General features: G+C 71.0%; 16 protein-coding genes. 8 read left to right on the forward strand and 8 right to left on the reverse strand.

Annotation, left to right across the window (positions count from 1 at the left end):
• Positions 1–81: 81 nt before the first annotated feature.
• Positions 82–459, reverse strand: coding sequence for a response regulator (locus JWR86_RS13085; RefSeq protein WP_299566247.1), 378 nt, complete (start codon positions 457–459; stop codon positions 82–84).
• Positions 460–599: 140 nt separating this feature from the next.
• Here JWR86_RS13085 and JWR86_RS13090 point away from each other — a divergent pair, with 140 nt between their 5' ends.
• On the forward strand, positions 600–2,174 hold the full coding sequence (locus JWR86_RS13090) for an adenylate/guanylate cyclase domain-containing protein (protein ID WP_299566250.1): 1,575 nt from the start codon (positions 600–602) through the stop codon (positions 2,172–2,174).
• 6 nt (positions 2,175–2,180) lie between these two features.
• Here the strand turns inward: JWR86_RS13090 and JWR86_RS13095 are convergent, their stop codons facing one another.
• Positions 2,181–2,819, reverse strand: a complete 639-nt coding sequence (locus JWR86_RS13095; protein WP_299566253.1) for a LysE family translocator — start codon at positions 2,817–2,819, stop codon at positions 2,181–2,183.
• A gap of 135 nt (positions 2,820–2,954) precedes the next feature.
• Here JWR86_RS13095 and ggt point away from each other — a divergent pair, with 135 nt between their 5' ends.
• The 4 genes from ggt to JWR86_RS13115 all read left to right on the forward strand — a co-directional run bounded on the left by ggt (position 2,955) and on the right by JWR86_RS13115 (position 6,788).
• Positions 2,955–4,715 (forward strand): gamma-glutamyltransferase, encoded by a 1,761-nt coding sequence (gene ggt / locus JWR86_RS13100; RefSeq protein WP_299566256.1) that lies wholly within the window; start codon positions 2,955–2,957, stop codon positions 4,713–4,715.
• Between the two features lie 13 nt (positions 4,716–4,728).
• Positions 4,729–5,328, forward strand: a complete 600-nt coding sequence (locus JWR86_RS13105; protein ID WP_299566259.1) for a LemA family protein — start codon at positions 4,729–4,731, stop codon at positions 5,326–5,328.
• 91 nt (positions 5,329–5,419) lie between these two features.
• Positions 5,420–6,184: a TPM domain-containing protein gene (locus tag JWR86_RS13110; RefSeq protein ID WP_299566359.1), complete on the forward strand. Its 765-nt coding sequence runs from the start codon at positions 5,420–5,422 to the stop codon at positions 6,182–6,184.
• Between the two features lies 1 nt (position 6,185).
• Positions 6,186–6,788 (forward strand): hypothetical protein, encoded by a 603-nt coding sequence (locus JWR86_RS13115; protein ID WP_299566262.1) that lies wholly within the window; start codon positions 6,186–6,188, stop codon positions 6,786–6,788.
• Between the two features lie 23 nt (positions 6,789–6,811).
• Here JWR86_RS13115 and JWR86_RS13120 read toward each other — a convergent pair whose 3' ends face one another.
• The 4 genes from JWR86_RS13120 to JWR86_RS13135 form a co-directional block, all read right to left on the reverse strand.
• Positions 6,812–7,783 (reverse strand): tripartite tricarboxylate transporter substrate binding protein, encoded by a 972-nt coding sequence (locus JWR86_RS13120; RefSeq protein ID WP_299566265.1) that lies wholly within the window; start codon positions 7,781–7,783, stop codon positions 6,812–6,814.
• Positions 7,784–7,806: 23 nt separating this feature from the next.
• Complete coding sequence (locus tag JWR86_RS13125) at positions 7,807–9,456, reverse strand: thiamine pyrophosphate-binding protein (protein ID WP_299566269.1); 1,650 nt, start codon at positions 9,454–9,456, stop codon at positions 7,807–7,809.
• An 83-nt stretch (positions 9,457–9,539) separates the two neighbouring features.
• The gene (locus JWR86_RS13130) at positions 9,540–10,463 is read right to left on the reverse strand and encodes a lipid A biosynthesis lauroyl acyltransferase (protein WP_299566362.1); all 924 of its coding nucleotides are present in this window, start codon (positions 10,461–10,463) and stop codon (positions 9,540–9,542) included.
• 11 nt (positions 10,464–10,474) lie between these two features.
• Positions 10,475–11,539, reverse strand: coding sequence for a lysine-2,3-aminomutase-like protein (locus tag JWR86_RS13135; protein ID WP_299566272.1), 1,065 nt, complete (start codon positions 11,537–11,539; stop codon positions 10,475–10,477).
• Positions 11,540–11,842: 303 nt separating this feature from the next.
• Between JWR86_RS13135 and JWR86_RS13140 the strand changes: the two genes are divergently transcribed.
• The 3 genes from JWR86_RS13140 to JWR86_RS13150 all read left to right on the forward strand — a co-directional run bounded on the left by JWR86_RS13140 (position 11,843) and on the right by JWR86_RS13150 (position 13,775).
• Entirely contained in the window at positions 11,843–12,331 is a 489-nt protein-coding gene (locus tag JWR86_RS13140; RefSeq protein WP_299566275.1) for a hypothetical protein, read from the forward strand.
• A 104-nt stretch (positions 12,332–12,435) separates the two neighbouring features.
• On the forward strand, positions 12,436–13,035 hold the full coding sequence (locus JWR86_RS13145) for an urease accessory protein UreE (protein ID WP_299566278.1): 600 nt from the start codon (positions 12,436–12,438) through the stop codon (positions 13,033–13,035).
• A 143-nt stretch (positions 13,036–13,178) separates the two neighbouring features.
• Entirely contained in the window at positions 13,179–13,775 is a 597-nt protein-coding gene (locus JWR86_RS13150; RefSeq protein ID WP_299566281.1) for a HupE/UreJ family protein, read from the forward strand.
• A 25-nt stretch (positions 13,776–13,800) separates the two neighbouring features.
• Here the strand turns inward: JWR86_RS13150 and glgA are convergent, their stop codons facing one another.
• Both glgA and JWR86_RS13160 read right to left on the reverse strand, forming a co-directional pair.
• Complete coding sequence (glgA, locus tag JWR86_RS13155; RefSeq protein WP_299566284.1) at positions 13,801–15,306, reverse strand: glycogen synthase GlgA; 1,506 nt, start codon at positions 15,304–15,306, stop codon at positions 13,801–13,803.
• A 126-nt stretch (positions 15,307–15,432) separates the two neighbouring features.
• Positions 15,433–17,031: an alpha-amylase family glycosyl hydrolase gene (locus JWR86_RS13160; RefSeq protein ID WP_299566287.1), complete on the reverse strand. Its 1,599-nt coding sequence runs from the start codon at positions 17,029–17,031 to the stop codon at positions 15,433–15,435.
• Positions 17,032–17,087: the final 56 nt, after the last annotated feature.

Below are 17,087 nucleotides of genomic sequence, written 5' to 3' on the forward strand. Positions count from 1 at the left end.
CCGCGAGCCCCGGACCGCGCCCGTTGCGGAGGGCCGCCGGCGGCCCGCGCCGGTGCCGGCGTGAGGCCGCCCCGCGGCCGGTTAGGCCGAGGCGCCCGCTCCGGCCAGAGCTTCGATCTGCGTCAGGAGCCGGGCGAAATCGACGGGCTTCGGGTGGTAGTCGTCGCACCCGGCCGCCAGCGCCTTTTCCTTGTCGCCCGACATGGCGTGGGCCGTCAGCGCGATGATCGGGGTGCGGGCGCCTTCCGGCGAGGCCTTGATCAGGCCGGCCGCGGTCCAGCCGTCGAGCACCGGCAGGTTCATGTCGAGCAAGACGATGTCGGGCCGCTCGGCCCTCGCCTTGTCGACCGCCTGCTGGCCGTCTGTCGCCAGCACGACCTCGTAGCCCCGCCGCTTCAGGCGGCGCGACAGGAAGTCCCAAATCTCCTCGTGGTCTTCGACCAGGAGCACCCGTGTCATGAGATCCTCATACGGCCGGCGCCCGAAACGCGGCCTCGCGGATCGAGGTAAGGTGACCCGCTCGCGCCGACAACGCCGATGTGGCCGTTCGGCTCCATCGACCACCAGGGCGCATTTTGCGGCCCGGCGGGTGCGGTCCCATGCCGGACGGTGATTCCGAGGACCCGGTCGCGAGGGCGCTGCTCGCCTTTGTGCGGGCCGAGTTCCAGGCTCCGGTCGCGCGCCTGGCCGGGTTGATCGACATCCTGGTCGAGGACGTCACGTCGGCCGGCCTGGGAAGCTACGATCAGGATCTGCGCCGCATGCAGGCCGGCGCGGCCCGTTTGAGCGATCGGGTCGACGCGTTCCTCTCCCAGCCGATCGCGGAGAGCGCAACGCCGGCGAGCGACACCGCGGCTCTCCGGCACGATCTGCGGACGGCCGTCACCACCATTCTGGGTTTTGGGGAATTGATGGCCGAGGAGGCCCGCGAGCGGGGCGACGCGGCCGTGTTCGTTCCCCTGGCCGACGCGCTGGATGCCGCTGGCCGCATGCTGCGCGAGATCGACCGCATCGTGGCCCATTCCGTCCGGCGCGGCTCCGCGGCGGCACCGGCCGACCGCGACATGCTGCGGGAAGCCGTCGAGGTGGTCCGCCACCTGGCCCGTCACGAACCGGCGCCCCGCGAAGGCGTGGTGGGCCGCATCCTGGTGGTCGACGACAACGCCTCGATGCGCGACCTGGTCTCACGCCGCCTCGCCCGCGACGGGCATACCGTCTCGGTTGCCGGCAGCGGCGAAGCCGCCCTCGACATGACGGCCGAAAACGGCTTCGACCTGATGCTGCTGGACCTGATGATGCCCGGCATGGACGGGCTCGAAGTGCTCAAGCGGACCCGCGCCCGCGCCTCGACCCGCACGCTTCCCGTGATCGTGATCTCGGCGCTGGACGAGGTGGAAGCCGCGGTGCGGTGCATCGAGGCCGGGGCGGACGACTTCCTGTCGAAGCCGCTGAACGAGACGCTGCTCAGGGCCCGGCTCGGCTCGTCGCTGGAGCGCAAGTTCCTGCGCGATCGCGAGCAGAGGACCGCCCAGCGTCTCCGGGTCGAGCAGCAGCGCTCCGAACAGCTGCTCCGCAACGTCTTGCCGGCGCGGATCGTGGAGCGGCTGGCCGCCGGCGAGACGCTGATCGCCGACCAGTTCAACTCGGCCACCATCCTGTTCTGTGACCTGGTCGGCTTCACCGAATTGTCCGCGGCCCTGAGGCCCAGCGAAACGCTGGACCTCCTCAACCGGATCTTCTCGGCTTTCGACAACCTCGTGGCCGAGCACGGGCTCGAGAAGATCAAGACGATCGGCGACGCCTACATGGTGGCGGGAGGCATTCCCGAGGCCAGTCCCGACCATGCGGAACGTGTGCTCGCCATGGCGGCCCGCATGCCGGCCGTGGTCGCCGAGGCGGGCGGCGACAGCCGGCTGACCCTGCGGATCGGCGTCGACACCGGCCCGGCCGTCGCCGGCATCATCGGCACCCAGAAATTCTTCTACGACGTCTGGGGCGACACCGTGAACACGGCGAGCCGGCTGGAGGCCGCCTGCGAGCCCGGCCGCATCCATGTCTCCGCCGCGGCTCGCGCAGCCGTGGGCGGCGCTTTCGCCTTTCTGCGGCAGGAGCCCATCGAGATCAGGGGCAAGGGCCGCATGCAGACCTATTACCTGCTCACACCCGAGGGCTGAGCCGCCTCACCGGGATTGCGCCACAGCGATCCGGAGCGCGAACAGCGCGAACACGGAGGCGAACAGGACGTCGACCGCCCGCATCACGCGCGGGCGTCGGGCCAGAAGCCCGATCAGCCGTTCGGCGCCGAGAATCATCACGGCGGCGGGAGGCGAGGTGATGAGGACGAAATACAGGCCGAGTCCGACGAGCTGGCCGGCCGCATGCGGATCCGCCGGATCCACGAATTGCGGCAGGAAGGTCACGAAGAACAGCACGATCTTGGGATTGGTGAGATTGATGCCGATCCCGACCAAAAAGGTCCGCCATACCGGGGTGTCCACCGCCTCCTGCTTCAGCCGCAGCGCCGAGCCGTTTTTGAGGGCGTCCCAGGCCAGCCACAGCAGATACAGCGCGCCCACAATCTTCAGCACGGCAAAGCCGGTCTGCGAGGCTGCAATCAGGGCCGAGAGGCCGAGCGCCGCGACCAGCGTGTGGATGAGGCACCCCGTCATGGCGCCCAGCATGGCGGCCATGCCGTGCCGACGACCTCCGGACAGCGTGCGGGACAGGAACAGGCTCATGTCCGGGCCCGGCGTGATGAACAGCACCAGGCAGGCCGCCGTATAGGCCAGGAGCACGGAGGGATCGGGAAGGGCGAACATGCTGCCTCTCGGGTGCGATCCCGCCTGTAGGTCGGCCCCGGCCGCCGCGCCAGTGCGTCGCCGCTGCCCTTCTCGGGACCTCGGCGAGCCACCATAACGGACGGGGGCCGCGCCGTCGGCCGCGGGGGCACGGATATGCGGAGACTGGGCGCGCTTCTCGCCCTCCTGGCCCTGTCGGTCACGCCCGCCGCCCCGCAAGGGCTGCCGCCGGGCTTTCCGTCCGGCCTGCCGGCGCCAATCGTGGCGAGCGACGCCCGCCTGCTGCCGGCGCTCGCCTCGCGCGGCATGGTGTCGAGCCAGGAGGCGCGCGCCACCGCGGTCGGAGCCGAGATCCTGCGTCGGGGTGGCAACGCCGTCGACGCGGCCGTCGCGACCGCCTTCGCGCTCGCCGTGACGCTGCCCCGGGCCGGCAATCTCGGGGGCGGCGGCTTCATGCTGGTCCACCTCGCCAAAGGCGGACCGGACGGCCGCGGCCACACGGTGGCGATCGATTACCGGGAAACCGCGCCCGCGGCCGCGACCCGCGACATGTTCCTCGGCCCGACCGGCGAGCCCGATCCCGCGAAATCGCGCGACAGCGGCCTCTCGGTCGGCGTGCCGGGCAGCGTCGCCGGCCTCCACCTGGCACATCGCCGCTTCGGTTCGGGGCGCTTCACGCTGGCCGAACTCGTCGCGCCGGCCGAGCGCCTGGCGCGGGACGGCATCCCGGTCGAGGCGGACCTCGCCTCCTCGCTCGCCGCCTCCGGACGGCTCGCCCGGCACGAGGCGAGCCGGGCCGTGTTCTTCGCCGGTGACAGGCCGCTCGGGCGCGACCAACGCCTGGTGCAGCCGGATCTCGCGGCCACGCTGCGGCTGATTGCCGAGCGCGGGCCGGCCGGCTTCTACGAGGGGCCGGTCGCCCGCGACATCGCCCGCGCCGTGCAGGCGGCCGGGGGCGTCATGACGGAGGCCGACCTCGCCGGCTACCGGCCGGTGATCCGGGAGCCGGTGCGGGGCCGTTACCGGGGGCACGACATCGTGTCCATGCCGCCGCCGAGCTCGGGCGGCGTCCACCTGATCCAGATCCTCAACGTGCTCGAGGGCTTCGACCTCGGCGCGGCGGGCGCGGGCTCGGCGGCCAGCCTGCATCTCGTGGCCGAGGCCATGAAGCCGGCCTATGCCGACCGGGCCGCCTGGCTGGGCGACCCGGACCGGGTTCGCGTGCCGGTGGCCGGGCTGGTGTCGAAGCGCTACGCGGCGACGTTGCGGGCCGCGATCGATCCGAACCGGGCTCGCCCGGCCGAGGACATCCGGGCCGGCGATCCTCTGCCCTACGAATCCGACCAGACCACCCATTTCTCCGTGGTCGATCAGGACGGCAACGCCGTCGCCAACACCACCACGCTCAACTTCTCCTACGGGCTCGGGCTGGTGGCGGCCGGAACGGGCGTGCTGCTGAACAACGAGATGGACGACTTTGCCGCCAAGGCCGGCGCGCTAAATGCCTATGGGCTGGTCGGCGGGGACGCGAACGCGGTGGCACCCGGAGCGCGGCCGCTCTCCTCCATGACGCCGACCCTGGTGTTTCGGGACGGCCGGCTCGTTCTGGTCACCGGGAGCCCCGGCGGCAGCCGCATCATCTCCACCGTGCTGCAGGTGATCGTCGGCGTGATCGACCACGGGCTCAACATCGCCGAGGCGGTCGCCGCGCCCCGGGTGCATCACCAGTGGCGGCCGGATGCTCTCCTGGTCGAGACCGGGATCTCGCCCGACACGTTGACCTTGCTGCGGGCGCGCGGCCACAAGGTCGTGGTCGGGGCGGCCTCGGGATCGGCGAATTCCATTCACGTCACGGCCGAGGGCCTCGCCGGTGCGGCGGATCCGCGCCAGCGCGGCACCGCGGCGGAAGGCCAGTAGGGAGGATCACCGCATGAGCCGTCATCTCGCAGCCGCTCTCCGGGTCGCCGTCGTGGCCCTTGTCGGACTGACGCTCGCGAGTTGCGGCGTCAACAACGTGCCGACCCTGCAGGAGCGCGCCAAGGCCGCCTGGGGCGAGGTGCAGAACCAGTATCAGCGGCGCGCCGACCTGATCCCGAACCTCGTCGAGACCGTGAAGGGCTACGCCCAGCAGGAGAAGGACGTCCTGGTCCAGGTCACCGAGGCCCGGGCCAAGGCGACCCAGGTCCGGGTCGATGCTTCCACCATCACCGACCCGGCGAAGTTCCGCGAGTTCCAGGAGGCCCAGGCGCAGCTCTCGGGCGCGCTCGGTCGGCTGCTCGCCACCGTCGAAGCCTATCCGGACCTCAAGTCGAACCAGAACTTCCTGGCCCTGCAGTCGCAGCTCGAAGGCACGGAAAACCGCATCGCGGTGGCACGGCGCGACTACATCGGGGCTGTGCAGGCCTTCAACATCGAGATCCGCACCATCCCGGGGCGCTGGATCGCGGCGATCTTCTATCCCGACGCGAAGCCCATGGAGGTGTTCACCGCCACGGCGGGCTCCGACCGGCCCCCGCCGGTCAAGTTCTGAGGGCCGGCGGCGCATGGCGCTGGCCTTGCCGGCGAGGCTTTTGGGCGGGAGGGGGCGCCCCCGGCCGGCCGGGCTTTGGCGCGGGGCCGTGCTGGCCGCCCTTCTCGTCCTTTGGCTCGTTCCGGCAGCGGCCCAGACCTTTCCCGGCCTGACCGGGCGCGTGGTGGACCAGGCCGGGCTCCTCAAGCCGGAGAGCCGGACCGCGCTCGAGGCGAAGCTCAAGGCCCACGAGGACCGCACCACCGACCAGGTGGTGGTTGCGACCGTGCGGTCGCTGGAAGGGCTTTCGGTCGAGGATTACGCGAACCGGCTGTACCGGCACTGGAAGCTCGGGACGGAGGCCAAAAGCAACGGCGCGCTGCTGCTCGTGGCGCCGACCGAACGCAAGGTCCGGATCGAGGTCGGCTACGGGCTGGAAGGCGCGCTCACGGATGCGCTCAGCAGCGTCGTGATCCGCACCGCCATCGCCCCGCGCTTCCAGGCCGGCGATTTCGCCGGCGGGATCCAGGCCGGCCTGGACGCGATCCTGTCCATTCTGGCCGGCGATGCCGAGGCCTGGCAGCGCAAGCCCAAGATCCGGGCCGACCAGTCCGGCCCGGTGGACTGGGTCTCGATCTTTGTTCTGGCCGTGCTGGTGATCAACATTCTCTGGGTCTTCGTCCGGGAAGCGCGCGGTGTCCGGGCGCACCCGCATCGGCGTCGGCGCGGCGGAGGCTGGGTGTGGCTGCCGCCGTCCTCCGGATCGGGCTGGGGCGGGGGTGGCGGCTGGTCGGGTGGCGGCGGGGGCTTTTCCGGTGGGGGCTTCTCTGGCGGCGGCGGATCGTCCGGCGGCGGCGGCGCCTCGGGGAGTTGGTAGCGTGCTGAGCGAGGTGGAGCGGAGCCGGGTCGAGGCGGCGGTGCGGCTGGCCGAGGAGCGCACGGCCGGCGAGATCGTGGTGGTGCTCGCGCGCCGGGCCGGCGCTTACAAATCCGTGCCACTCGCGGCCGGCCTGCTGGCCGCCCTGGCCACGCCCTGGCCCCTCATCCTCCTGTCCGAGCTGCCGGCGGCCCGCATCTTCGCGCTCCAGCTCGGGGCCGCCTGTCTGGGTATTGCGGCCGCAAGCTGGGCCGGCATGCGGATCGTCCCCCGCTTCGTGCGACAGGACCGCGCCCGGGCGGCCGCCGCCCGGGAATTCGCCCATCGAGGCATGGCCGATACACGCGGCCGCACGGGCGTGCTGCTCTACGTGGCGGTTGCGGAGCATTACGCGGAGGTGGTCGGCGACCTCGCGGTCTCGGCCAAGGTGAGCGGCCTCGAGTGGCGCGGCGTGATCGAGGCGCTGCAGGTCGCCATGGCCGAAGGCCGCACGGCGGACGCCCTGGTGGCGGCGGTGGCGGCCATCGGCGACATCCTCGCCCGGCACGCGCCGCCGGGCGAGGGGGACCCGGACGAGCTGCCGAACCGGCTGGTTCTGCTGTAGCTCGGGCCGGGGCTCAAGCCCGCCTAGGCGGGCTTGAGCCCGTTCGCGGCGACCACCGGTCGCCACTTCTCGATTTCGCGCCGGATCAGCTCGCGGACCTGCTCGGGGGTGGAGCCGCGCGTGACCTCGGCGCCGAGCTCCGCGAAGCGGCGGGCGAGATCGGGCGATTCCAGCGCCCGTGACAGGGCGGCCCGGAACGGCGCAGTGGCGGAATCGGGCGTGCCGGCCCGGGCCATGACCACGTTCCAGATCTGGGTGTCGTAATCCGGCAGGCCCGCTTCCGCGGCGGTCGGCACGTCGGGCAGCATGGGCGAGCGTTGCGGCGAGGCGACGGCGAGCGCTCGCAGCGCGCCGCTCTTCGCCAGCGGCGCCGTGGTCGTGATCCCGTCGACGATGATCTGGACCATGCCGGACATGGTGTCGGTCAGGGCCGGGCTCGCACCCCGATAGGGCACGTGCGCGATCTCGACCTTGGCCACGTATTTCAGGAGCTCGCCCGCCATGTGCAGCGCGGAGCCGCTGCCGGCGGACGCGAAACTGAGCTTGCCGGGATTGGCCCGCATGTGGGCCACGAGTTCGCCGAGGGTCTTGGCCGGCACGCCAGGATGGACGGCCACCACCATCGGCACGGTCGCGACCTGGGCCAGGGGCACCAGCTCCTTGCCGGGGTCGAAGGGGAGCTTCGGCTGCAGCACCTGCGCGATGGCGTGGCCGGAGGTGGTGAACAGGTAGGTGCGGCCGTTCGGCTCGGACGCGGCGACGCCCTGGGCCCCCAGCATGGTGCCGGCGCCCGGCCGGTTCTCGACCACGACCGTGCGGCCGAGATCCACCGCGACGAGCTGCGCCACGATGCGGGCCAGCACGTCGGTGTTGCCGCCGGCCGCAAAGGGCACCACCAGCGTGATCGGGGACGTGTCCTGGGCAGACGCCCCTCGTCCCGCAAACGGCAGGGTGGCAAGGCCGGCGAGAGCCGCCCGGCGCGTGGCAAGCACCATGATATTCCTCCCGAGTCCTGTTCTTATGGGGCGGTCACGTTGGCATTTTTCGCCGGCGCGAGCACCGCCTGGACGCTGGTGTCGACCACGATGAACTGCCGGCCGGGCGCCCGCAGCAACTCGGGCAGACGCGCGAGGCCGGCCTCGTCGCTGATGCGGGTCACCTCGCACCGATAGGCGCGGCCCATCAGCTCGAAATCCGGATTGGTGAAGGCCGTGCCGATGATCCGGCCCGGATAGTCGCGGGCCTGGTGGATCAGGATGGACGCATAAACGCCGTTCTCCGACAGGATCACCTTGAGGTCGAGATCACGCTCCAGCGCCACCGCGAGCTCGCCGCCGGTCATCAGGAAGCCGCCGTCGCCGACCAGGCAGATCACTGGCCGGCCCGGCTCCCGCAGGCCCGCCGCCACCGCCGCCGGAACACCGAAGCCCATGGCGCCGGAGATCGGCGCCAGCAGGCGCTGCGTCCCCCGGAACGGCACCACCCGGTAGACGGGGGCCCCGAAGGTGCCGGCATCCACGGTCACGATGGCATCGTCCGGCAGGTGCTCGCCCATCAGCGCGACAACGCGCTCGAAGGCGAGGCCGTCATCCGCCTCGCGGGCCTTCGGCCGGGCGATGTCGGCCCGGATGGCGCCGAGGCGCGCCGTCCAGGCCGCCCGCGCCGGCGGCAGGGCCATCACGGGCCGACCCAGGCGGGAGAGGGCATCCCGGGCCTCGCAGACCAGCGCGAGATCGGCCGCGAACTGCGTGCCGATCACGCCCGCATCGGCGTGGATATGGGCGAGCCGCATGCGGGGACGCACCAGGCCCGGCCAGCTGTAGCCCTGGGTGGTGATGTCGGACAGCCGGGCCCCGGCCACGACGACGAGGTCGGCCTCGTTCAGGGCCTCCATCTGGTCCTTCCGATTGGAGAGGCCCATGTCGCCCGCATAGAGCGGGTGCGCGTTGGGAAACAGATCCTGCCGCCGGAAGGACACGGCGACCGGCACCTGCCAGGCTTCCGCGAAGGCCAGCAGCGCCTCGCGTCCGCCCGGTCGCTCGAGGCCGCTGCCGGCGAGAAGCAGCGGCCGCTCGGCCCCGCTCAGCCACGCGCCGAGCGTGGCCAGCGTCTCGGGGTGGGGCGCCAGGGACAGCGGCGTCGGGGCCCCGAGAGGGCCGGCATCGGTCACCGCCGTGAGCACGTCCTCGGGCAGGGCGACGACGACGGGTCCGGGCACGCCCGTGGTGGCGACCTGGAGCGCCCGCATCATGATCTCGGCCAGGTGCTCGGGGTCGCGGGCCTCCGCGGTCCATTTCGCGACCTTGCCGAACATGAAGCCGTAATCGATCTCCTGAAAGGAGTCGCGGCGCAGATCCGCCTCGGCCACCTGGCCGACCAGCAGCACCAGCGGCACCGCGTCCTGCTGGGCCGTGTGGACGGCGATCGCGGCATTGGAGGCGCCGGGCCCGCGGCTCACGCAGACCACGCCCGGGCGGCCGGTCAGCCTGGCATCGGCGACGGCCATGAAGCCCGCTCCGCCCTCGTGCCGGCATACCACCGTGTCGATGTCGGGCCGGCCGTAGAGCGCATCGAGCAGGCCGAGATAGCTCTCGCCCGGAACGCAGAACACCCGGTCGACGCCGAACCGCCTCAGGGTTTCGACGACGATTTCACCGCCTGTCGGCATCAGAACTCACCCTCCCAAGTCGCAATGTTCTGGCCCGGTCGGCTCGTGCCGGCCGGTTGGTTAGACATCTGGCTGCGGCGCCGTCACCCGGCCGGCGGCAGGCGCCAGCGGCGATGCATCCAGAGCCATTGCTCGGGATGTTCGCGCACCCAGCCTTCCACCACGCGCGTCATGGCCTGGGTGGCTCCCTGAACGTTGATCTGCCCGTCTGGATCGCGCGGCAGGTCCAGCGGCGGGGTGATCTCGAGCCGGAAGCGATGGCCGCCGAGCCGGATCACCCGCGCGCCGTGCACCGGCACGTCGTGGTGGCGGGCAAGCTTGGCGAGAAGTGGGTTCGCCAGGCAGGGCCGGCCCATGAACTCCACCACCACGCCGCGGGTGAAGTGCTGGTCGATGAGCTGGCCGACATGGCCCCCGCGATCGAGCACGCCTGACACCGCGTAGGCGGCCCCGCCGCCGGTGGAGGCCGCGAGCCCGCCCATGGTGCCGGATCGCACCTCCTGCACCACGCGGGCCGCCGCGGGGTCGTTCGGCGGGCGGAAGATGGCCGTGGTCTCGAGCCCGAAGCGGGCGGCGCAGATCGCCGGCAGCTCCCAGTTGCCGAGATGGGCCGCGAACACGATGCCGGCTCGGCCGTCGTCGCGCAGGGCCAGAAAGTGCTCGTCCCCGCCGACCTCGATGCGGCCCTTCACGGCCGCGTCCGGGTCGTAATCGAAGATGGTCGCCAGATGCGCGTATTCGGCCCCGGTGCGGCCGAGATTGGCCCAGGCGCCATCGACGATGGCGGCGACCTCGCGCGCGCTCGCCTGCGGATAGGCGGCCCGCACATTGGCGAGCGCGATGCGGTTCTGCTTCAGGAGGCGGCCGATGCAGCGCGCCAGGAACGCGCCGGCGTCGCTGGAGCGTTCCGGGCCGATCGCGCGGGCGAGGGCGAACAGCCCGCGCACCAGCATGGCCATGACGGCCCCGCCGAGGCGGGACACAAGTCGGTAGGCCTGGAGCTTCAGGCGGAGCACCGTCACGTCGGCTCGCCCGGTCCGTAGCGGTGCAGGCCGCCGCGCCAATCCTCCACCGTGACGGCCGGGCCGCTCTCCGGCCGCAGATAGCCGGGCCCCACGGGCGACTTGCCGTGCCCGCCCGGAATGTCGAGCACGTAATCGGGCTGGCACAGGCCCGAGACGCGACCCCGCAAGTGCCGCATCAGAGCCTGCCCTTCGGCCAGGGTGGTGCGGAAATGGGAGGTGCCGGGCGCCAGGTCGGCATGGTGCAGGTAATAGGGCTTCACCCGCGCCTCCACGAGCGCCCGCAACAGCGCTTCCAGCGTGGCCGGATCGTCGTTGACGCCGCGCAGCAGCACCGACTGGCTCAACAGCGGGATGCCGGCATCGGCGAGGCGGGACAGGGCGGCCATCGCCTCCGGGGTCAGCTCGCGCGGGTGGTTGCAGTGGAGCACCAGCCAGGTGGTCGCGCCCGGGGCCCGCAGCGCCCGCACCAGGGCCGGCGAGATTCGGTCCGGGTCGACGGCCGGGACGCGGGTGTGGAGGCGGACCACCTTGACGTGGGGGATGCGGCCGAGCTCGGCCACCAGCCCGCCGAGACGGCGCGGCGACATCACCAGCGGATCGCCGCCGGAGAGGATCACCTCCCAGATCTCCGGGCGGCTGCGGATATAGGCGAGCGCCCGCGCCAGCGCGGCGGGCGACAGCGCCTCGGCCTTGCCGGGGCCCACGCTCTCGCGCCGAAAGCAGAAGCGGCAATACACCGCGCAGACCGAGACCGGCTTCAGCAGCACGCGGTCGGGGTAGCGGTGGACAATGCCGGGGACGGGCGCATGCGCGTCGTCGCCGATCGGGTCGGCCAGCTCCTCCGGGCGCCGGTCGAGTTCGTCCGGATCCGGAACGAACTGGCGCGCCACGGGGTCGTTGGCCACCCCGGCCTGCACCAACTGGGCCAGGGCCGGCGTGATGGCCACCGCATAGCGGTCCGCAACCTCGCTCAGGGAGGCGAGGCGCGCGCGTGGAACGAGGCCGGCTTCCACCAGATCGAGAGGCGTGCGCAAGGTTTCGCGACGGCGGGCAGACAAGTCGGCGCTCCAGGTGATCCTGGGCTTTTGCGTGGGATGCCGGGCAGGTGCAAGCGCCGGCCCGAGCCTGGGTTCCGCGGTCGGCTCCGCATCCGGTCCCGGCGCGGGCCGTCCGGCCGGTTCGGTCGGCGGGAGGCGACAGGCTGCCCGGCCACGCGCCGCCACGGGTGGCGCGGGTTCACCAAGCAGTCCTGGCCGCCGAAGCCGGGCCGAAAGCTCGCGAACACTCGCGTTGACATTGCGGCTGCTTCCCAGCATGGGCGCTGCCGCGCCTCTCGGCGGGGAGGCCTGGAGCTCCGTTACATGAAGAGAATTCTTGCCGCTGCGGCCCTGGTCGTGGCGCTCACCGGCTCGGCCTGGGCGAAGAACTTTGCCTTTCCCAAGGACAACCCGGCCGCCACCATCACCATCCCGGACAGCTGGACCACGGAGGCCATCGATTTCGGCTTCGCGGCGAAATCGCCGGACGAAGGCGTGTTCTTCTCGGTCGAATCCGCCTCGGCTGCCCGGCTCGACAAGATGATGGAGCTCAACGTCCAGTGGATGAAGGACAACAAGATCACGGCCACCGGGAAAGCGGTCGAGCGTGAGATCGAGCTCAACGGCATGAAGGCGACGCTGCTGAGCTACCCGGCAACCGACGAGGCCGGGGAGACCACGGTCGAGTTCGCCCTGATTGCCGCCCCGGGCAACCGCGTCATCATGCTGACGCTGTGGGCCTCCGACGAGGAACGGGCCGCCAACGAGGGCGAAATTCGCGCCATCCAGCGCAGCATCAAGCCCATCAACTGAGGTCGGCCGCCGGCGAGGGCCGTCCGGAGGGTCGACGCTCCGCGGAGCGTCGACCTCACGGTCGTGACCGCTTAAGCTGGCGCCGCAACCTCCAAGAGACGCCCATGCTGCGCGCCACCACCGTCGTCCGCCGTCCGGCCGTCAAGGCGGACCGGATCGTCGACACGCTCACCCTGGACCACCAGGCCCGGCAGGTCCGGCGCCTTGCCGCGACCGGGGAGGGCGGGCTCGACATTCTCGTCGATCTCGACCGGGCCACGCTTCTGGACGACGGAGACGCCGTGAAGCTGGAAGACGGGCGGCTGGTCGCGGTCAGGGCCGCGCCCGAGCGGCTCCTCGAGATCACAACAGGCAATCCGGCTCGCCTGCTGAAGGCGGCCTGGCATCTCGGCGGCCGGCACGTCCCGGTCGAGGTCGCTGACGACACCCTCTTCGTCGCCCTGGATCCCGGGCTGATCGAGATGCTGCGCGGGCTCGGCGCGACCGCCCGCGAGGTGCAGCGGCCGTTCCGGCCGGAGCGCGGTGCCTCCGGCCACGATCACGGGCACCACGCTCACGGCCATGCCGGGCATGAGCACAGCCACGCCGGGCACGGGCATGACCATGCCGGCCACGGGCATCACGCAGGCTGCGGCTGCGACCATGGCCATGACCATGCGGAGCACGGCCACGCGCACGGCCACCACGCCCACAAGCACGCGTGAGCTGCCGACCCGCGGTCTCGCCAGCCCTCGCGGGCGTTCCCGAAGCGCCGCCGCCCCTTCGGAAATAGCCGAGACGGGATCGAAGTGGACGTGCTAGCCAGGATCATAGAACAGGCGGGCGCGCTCGCAGGGGGAGAGGCGGAATGAGACCAGTTGCGGTTGCCACGGTTGCGCTCGCGAGCGTCCTTCTTGCCGGCCCGGCCGCGGCCCATGTCGGCATTGGCGCCACATCCGGCTTTTGGCACGGCGTCTGGCACCCGGTCGGCGGACCCGACCACGTTCTGGCCATGGTGGCCGTGGGGATGATCGCGGCCGGCATCGGTGGCCGGGCGCTCTGGCTGGTTCCCGCCGCCTTCGTGGCCGTGATGGCGGTCGGCGGCCTTCTCGGCAGCGGCGGCCTGGCGCTGCCCTTCGTGAATGGAACCGTCACGATGTCCGTCCTCGTGTTCGGCATCACGCTCGCGGCCCGGCTGCCGATTCCGGCGGCACTGGCGGCCGTGCTGGTCGGCACCTTCGCGCTGTTTCACGGCCACGCGCACGGCACCGAGATGAGCGCGGGCACGTCCGGCGCCACCTACGGGCTCGGATTCCTTGTGGCCACCGCGGCGCTGCACGGGCTCGGCCTCGCGGCCGGGCTGGCCACGCTCCGTCTGCGGCCGCGGCTGGCGGACGGCGTGATGCGCTTCACCGGCGTGGCGACCGCCCTGGCCGGCGCCGCCCTCCTGGTCGCGTCCCAGTAGGACCGGACCCCGGCCCGCCGGGGGCTCAGCCCACGGCGGTGCTGGCCCGGTCGTAGACCCCGGCATAGCCCGCGGCGGAGCGGGCCCAGGCGAAGCTCCGGCCCATGGCCGCCTTGCGCATTCCGTTGAGCTTGCGGCGGGACCCATAGGCGTCGACCGCCCGGTAGATCGCACCCAGCATCGCGGCCAGCGAGGCGTCCTTGAACAGGAAGCCCGTCACCCCGTCCTCGATCGTGTCGGCGAGGCCGCCCGTTTCCCGGGCGATCGGCAGCGAGCCCATGCGCTGGGCATACATCTGCGACAGACCGCAGGGCTCGAAGCGGGACGGCATGAGGAGGAAGTCGCTGCCCGCGAACATGCGGCGGGCCTGGCCCTCGTCGAAGCCGATGCGGACCCCGACCTGGCCAGGATAGCGCCGCGACAGGGTTTCGAGTTCGCTCTCGAACCGGTCCTCGCCGCGGCCTGTCACGACCACCTGGCCGCCCTGGCGGACGATGGTCTCGGTCGATTCGATGGTCAGGTCCACGCCCTTCTGGTGGACGAGCCGCGACACCACCGCGAACAGCGGCCCCCGCGACACCGCGAGGCCGAAATCGCGCCGGACCTCGTCGGCATTCACCTGCTTGCCTTTGAGATCGGACAAGCCGAAGGGGCTGCCGAGATGGGCGTCGGTGCGGGGATCCCAGGTCTCGTCGATCCCGTTCAGGATGCCGGTGAGCCGCCCTTCCGCCTGGCAGCGGCGCAGCAGGCCGTCCAGCCCACAGCCGAATTCCGGGGTCTGGATTTCCCGGGCATAGGTCTGTGAAACCGTCGTCACATGGGAGGCGTAGACGATCCCGGCCTTCAGGAACGACATCTTGCCGTGGAACTCGACGCCATCGATCTGGAAGGCGGAATCGGGCACGCCGAGCGTCGGCAGCCGGTGGCGCTCGAACAATCCCTGATAGGCGAGATTGTGGATGGTCAGCACGCTCGGGCAGGGCGTCCCGGTCCAGGCCAGATAGGCCGGCGCGAGGGCCGAGGGCCAGTCGTTCAGGTGCAGCAGGTCCGCGCGCCAGCCGAGGTCCGGCAGCCCGGATGCGATTTGGGCCGCGGCCAGTCCCAGCCGGCCAAAGCGGAGGTCGTTGTCGCTCCAATCCGTCCCGGTCGGGTCGCCATAGGGGGAGCCCTCACGGTCATACAATTCGGAGCACAGCATCACGTAGATGGTCAGGCCGTCCACCGACGCGATGCGGCCGAGATCGCAGGCCGGAAGGCCGTAAGCGGCCTCGAGTCGGGCCACCACCTCGATGTCCGGACGTTCCTCGAGGACCTGGCGATAGCCCGGGATGAGCACCCGGACGTCGTACAGCGCGCGCAAGCTGCGCGGCAGGGCCGCCGACACGTCACCGAGGCCGCCCGACTTCACAAAGTCGGACATCTCCGACGTGACATAGAGGATGCGCCGCTTCGGCTCCGTCTGGTCGGATAGGCCGCTCCGAAAGAGCTCGTCCAGCTTGGTGTCGAGGGGGCCCCCGGCAGGCACGATCATGGGAGACGGCGCGTTCATACGCACCCCGCATATCGCACTGCTGCAGCAAGCTTCAAGGATTGGCCCCCTCGTGTCAGCTCCTTACCGGGCTGCCGTCCTTGACCCGCGACGTGCAGCCTGGCTGGCCTAACCTCGAGTTGCTGACACGATCAGCCCCTCGTTTGGCCTCAAGGCAACCTTTACGCCAACCTCCTCGCCTGCCCGGTCAAGGTAGGTCGACAGCAGGATCCGTCCCCCTGCCGGACGACAACGAAGCTCGGCCGTGTGGGGTTCCGCGTCCAGGTTGAGAAAGACCATCACATCCTCCTCACCATGGACCCGCCTGAACGCCAGCAGCGGCTCGGCGGAGGGGATCGGCACGTAGCTGCCGACCGACAGGGCGTGGCTTGCACCCCGAAGCGCGATGAGTCGGCGGTAGAGATTGAGGATGGAGCCCTGTTCACGGGACAGGGCGGCGACGTTGCACTGCCGGTAGTCCTCGGCGAGCGGCAGCCACGGGTCGTGCGAACTGAATCCCGCATGGGCCCCATCGTCCCACTGCATGGGCGTCCGCTCCGGATCGCGGTTGAAGCCGAGGCCCGGCTCGTTCTTCTCCCAGGGATCCTGCACCCGGTCCGGAGGGACTTCGACGCGGGCGAGCCCGATCTCGTCGCCGTAATACATGGTCGGAGTGCCGCGCAGGGTCAGGAGCAGCATGGCGGCGACGCGGGCCTGAGCGGCGCCGATCCGGGCCGCGATCCGGGGCTGGTCGTGATTGCCGAGCACCCAGTTGGGCCAGCCGCCGGCCGGGAGCGCGTCCTCGTACTCGTTCACGAGCTTGGCGATCGCGTGGGCATTCCAGGCCGTCTGGATGAGCTGGAAATTGAACGGCAGATGGGCGCCGGACAGGTCCTTGCCGTAATAGGTGACGAGGCGCTCGACCGGCAGGTAGATCTCGCCGATCAGGACTCGGTCGGGATAGTCATCGACGACTCGCCGCATTCCGGCGATGACGTCGTGCACCTCCGGCTGGTCGGTCGAGTGGACCTGAAGGAGGCTGTCGATCTCCGGCCGGCCCTCGTTGTAGCCCGGGTTCGGCGGATTGTCCCGGAACTCGGCATCCTTGATGAGGTGCCAGATCACGTCGACCCGGAAACCGTCGATGCCGCGGTCCATCCAAAATCTCAGCACGTCATGCATGGCCTCCCGCAGGTCCGGGTTGCGCCAGTTCAGGTCGGGCTGTTCACGCAGGAAGGCATGGTAATAATACTGGCCGGTCGCCTCGTCCCATTGCCAGGCGCTGCCGCCGAAATTCGAGACCCAATTGTTGGGCGGCGAGCCGTCCGGCTTCGCGTCGCGCCAGATGTACCAGTCCCGCTTCGGATTGTGCCGCGACGAGCGGCTCTCGGCGAACCAGGGATGCTGGTCGGAGCTGTGGTTCGGCACGAAATCCAGGATGACCCGAAGGCCGAGCTCATGCGCCCGGGCAACGAGCGCATCCATGTCGGCCAGCGAGCCGAACAGCGGGTCGACCCCGCAATAATCCGCAACGTCATAGCCGAAATCGGCCATGGGCGAGGGGAAGATGGGCGAGATCCAGACGGCGTTCACCCCGAGCCCGGCCACATAGTCGAGGCGGCTCGTGATGCCGGGCAGGTCGCCGACGCCGTCCCCGTTCGAATCCTGAAAGGAGCGCGGATACACCTGGTAGACGATGCCGCTCTTCCACCACGTGTTTTCCAGCATGTTGTATCGCTCTCAGCCCCACTCGCCTCTGCGAAGTCCCGGAGGCGGGTTGGGTT

This window comes from Enterovirga sp. (assembly GCF_028290205.1).
Taxonomy (GTDB): domain Bacteria; phylum Pseudomonadota; class Alphaproteobacteria; order Rhizobiales; family Beijerinckiaceae; genus Enterovirga.

Bases quoted from the DNA above. Each gene is read 5' to 3' on its own strand.
- JWR86_RS13125 (WP_299566269.1), bottom strand. From the start codon at position 9,456: ATGCCGACAGGCGGTGAAATCGTCGTCGAAACCCTGAGGCGGTTCGGC.
- JWR86_RS13140 (WP_299566275.1), top strand. From the start codon at position 11,843: ATGAAGAGAATTCTTGCCGCTGCGGCCCTGGTCGTGGCGCTCACCGGC.
- JWR86_RS13160 (WP_299566287.1), bottom strand. From the start codon at position 17,031: ATGCTGGAAAACACGTGGTGGAAGAGCGGCATCGTCTACCAGGTGTAT.
- JWR86_RS13085 (WP_299566247.1), bottom strand. From the start codon at position 459: ATGACACGGGTGCTCCTGGTCGAAGACCACGAGGAGATTTGGGACTTC.
- JWR86_RS13120 (WP_299566265.1), bottom strand. From the start codon at position 7,783: ATGGTGCTTGCCACGCGCCGGGCGGCTCTCGCCGGCCTTGCCACCCTG.
- JWR86_RS13145 (WP_299566278.1), top strand. From the start codon at position 12,436: ATGCTGCGCGCCACCACCGTCGTCCGCCGTCCGGCCGTCAAGGCGGAC.
- JWR86_RS13095 (WP_299566253.1), bottom strand. From the start codon at position 2,819: ATGTTCGCCCTTCCCGATCCCTCCGTGCTCCTGGCCTATACGGCGGCC.
- JWR86_RS13105 (WP_299566259.1), top strand. From the start codon at position 4,729: ATGAGCCGTCATCTCGCAGCCGCTCTCCGGGTCGCCGTCGTGGCCCTT.
- glgA (WP_299566284.1), bottom strand. From the start codon at position 15,306: ATGATCGTGCCTGCCGGGGGCCCCCTCGACACCAAGCTGGACGAGCTC.
- ggt (WP_299566256.1), top strand. From the start codon at position 2,955: ATGCGGAGACTGGGCGCGCTTCTCGCCCTCCTGGCCCTGTCGGTCACG.
- JWR86_RS13150 (WP_299566281.1), top strand. From the start codon at position 13,179: ATGAGACCAGTTGCGGTTGCCACGGTTGCGCTCGCGAGCGTCCTTCTT.
- JWR86_RS13090 (WP_299566250.1), top strand. From the start codon at position 600: ATGCCGGACGGTGATTCCGAGGACCCGGTCGCGAGGGCGCTGCTCGCC.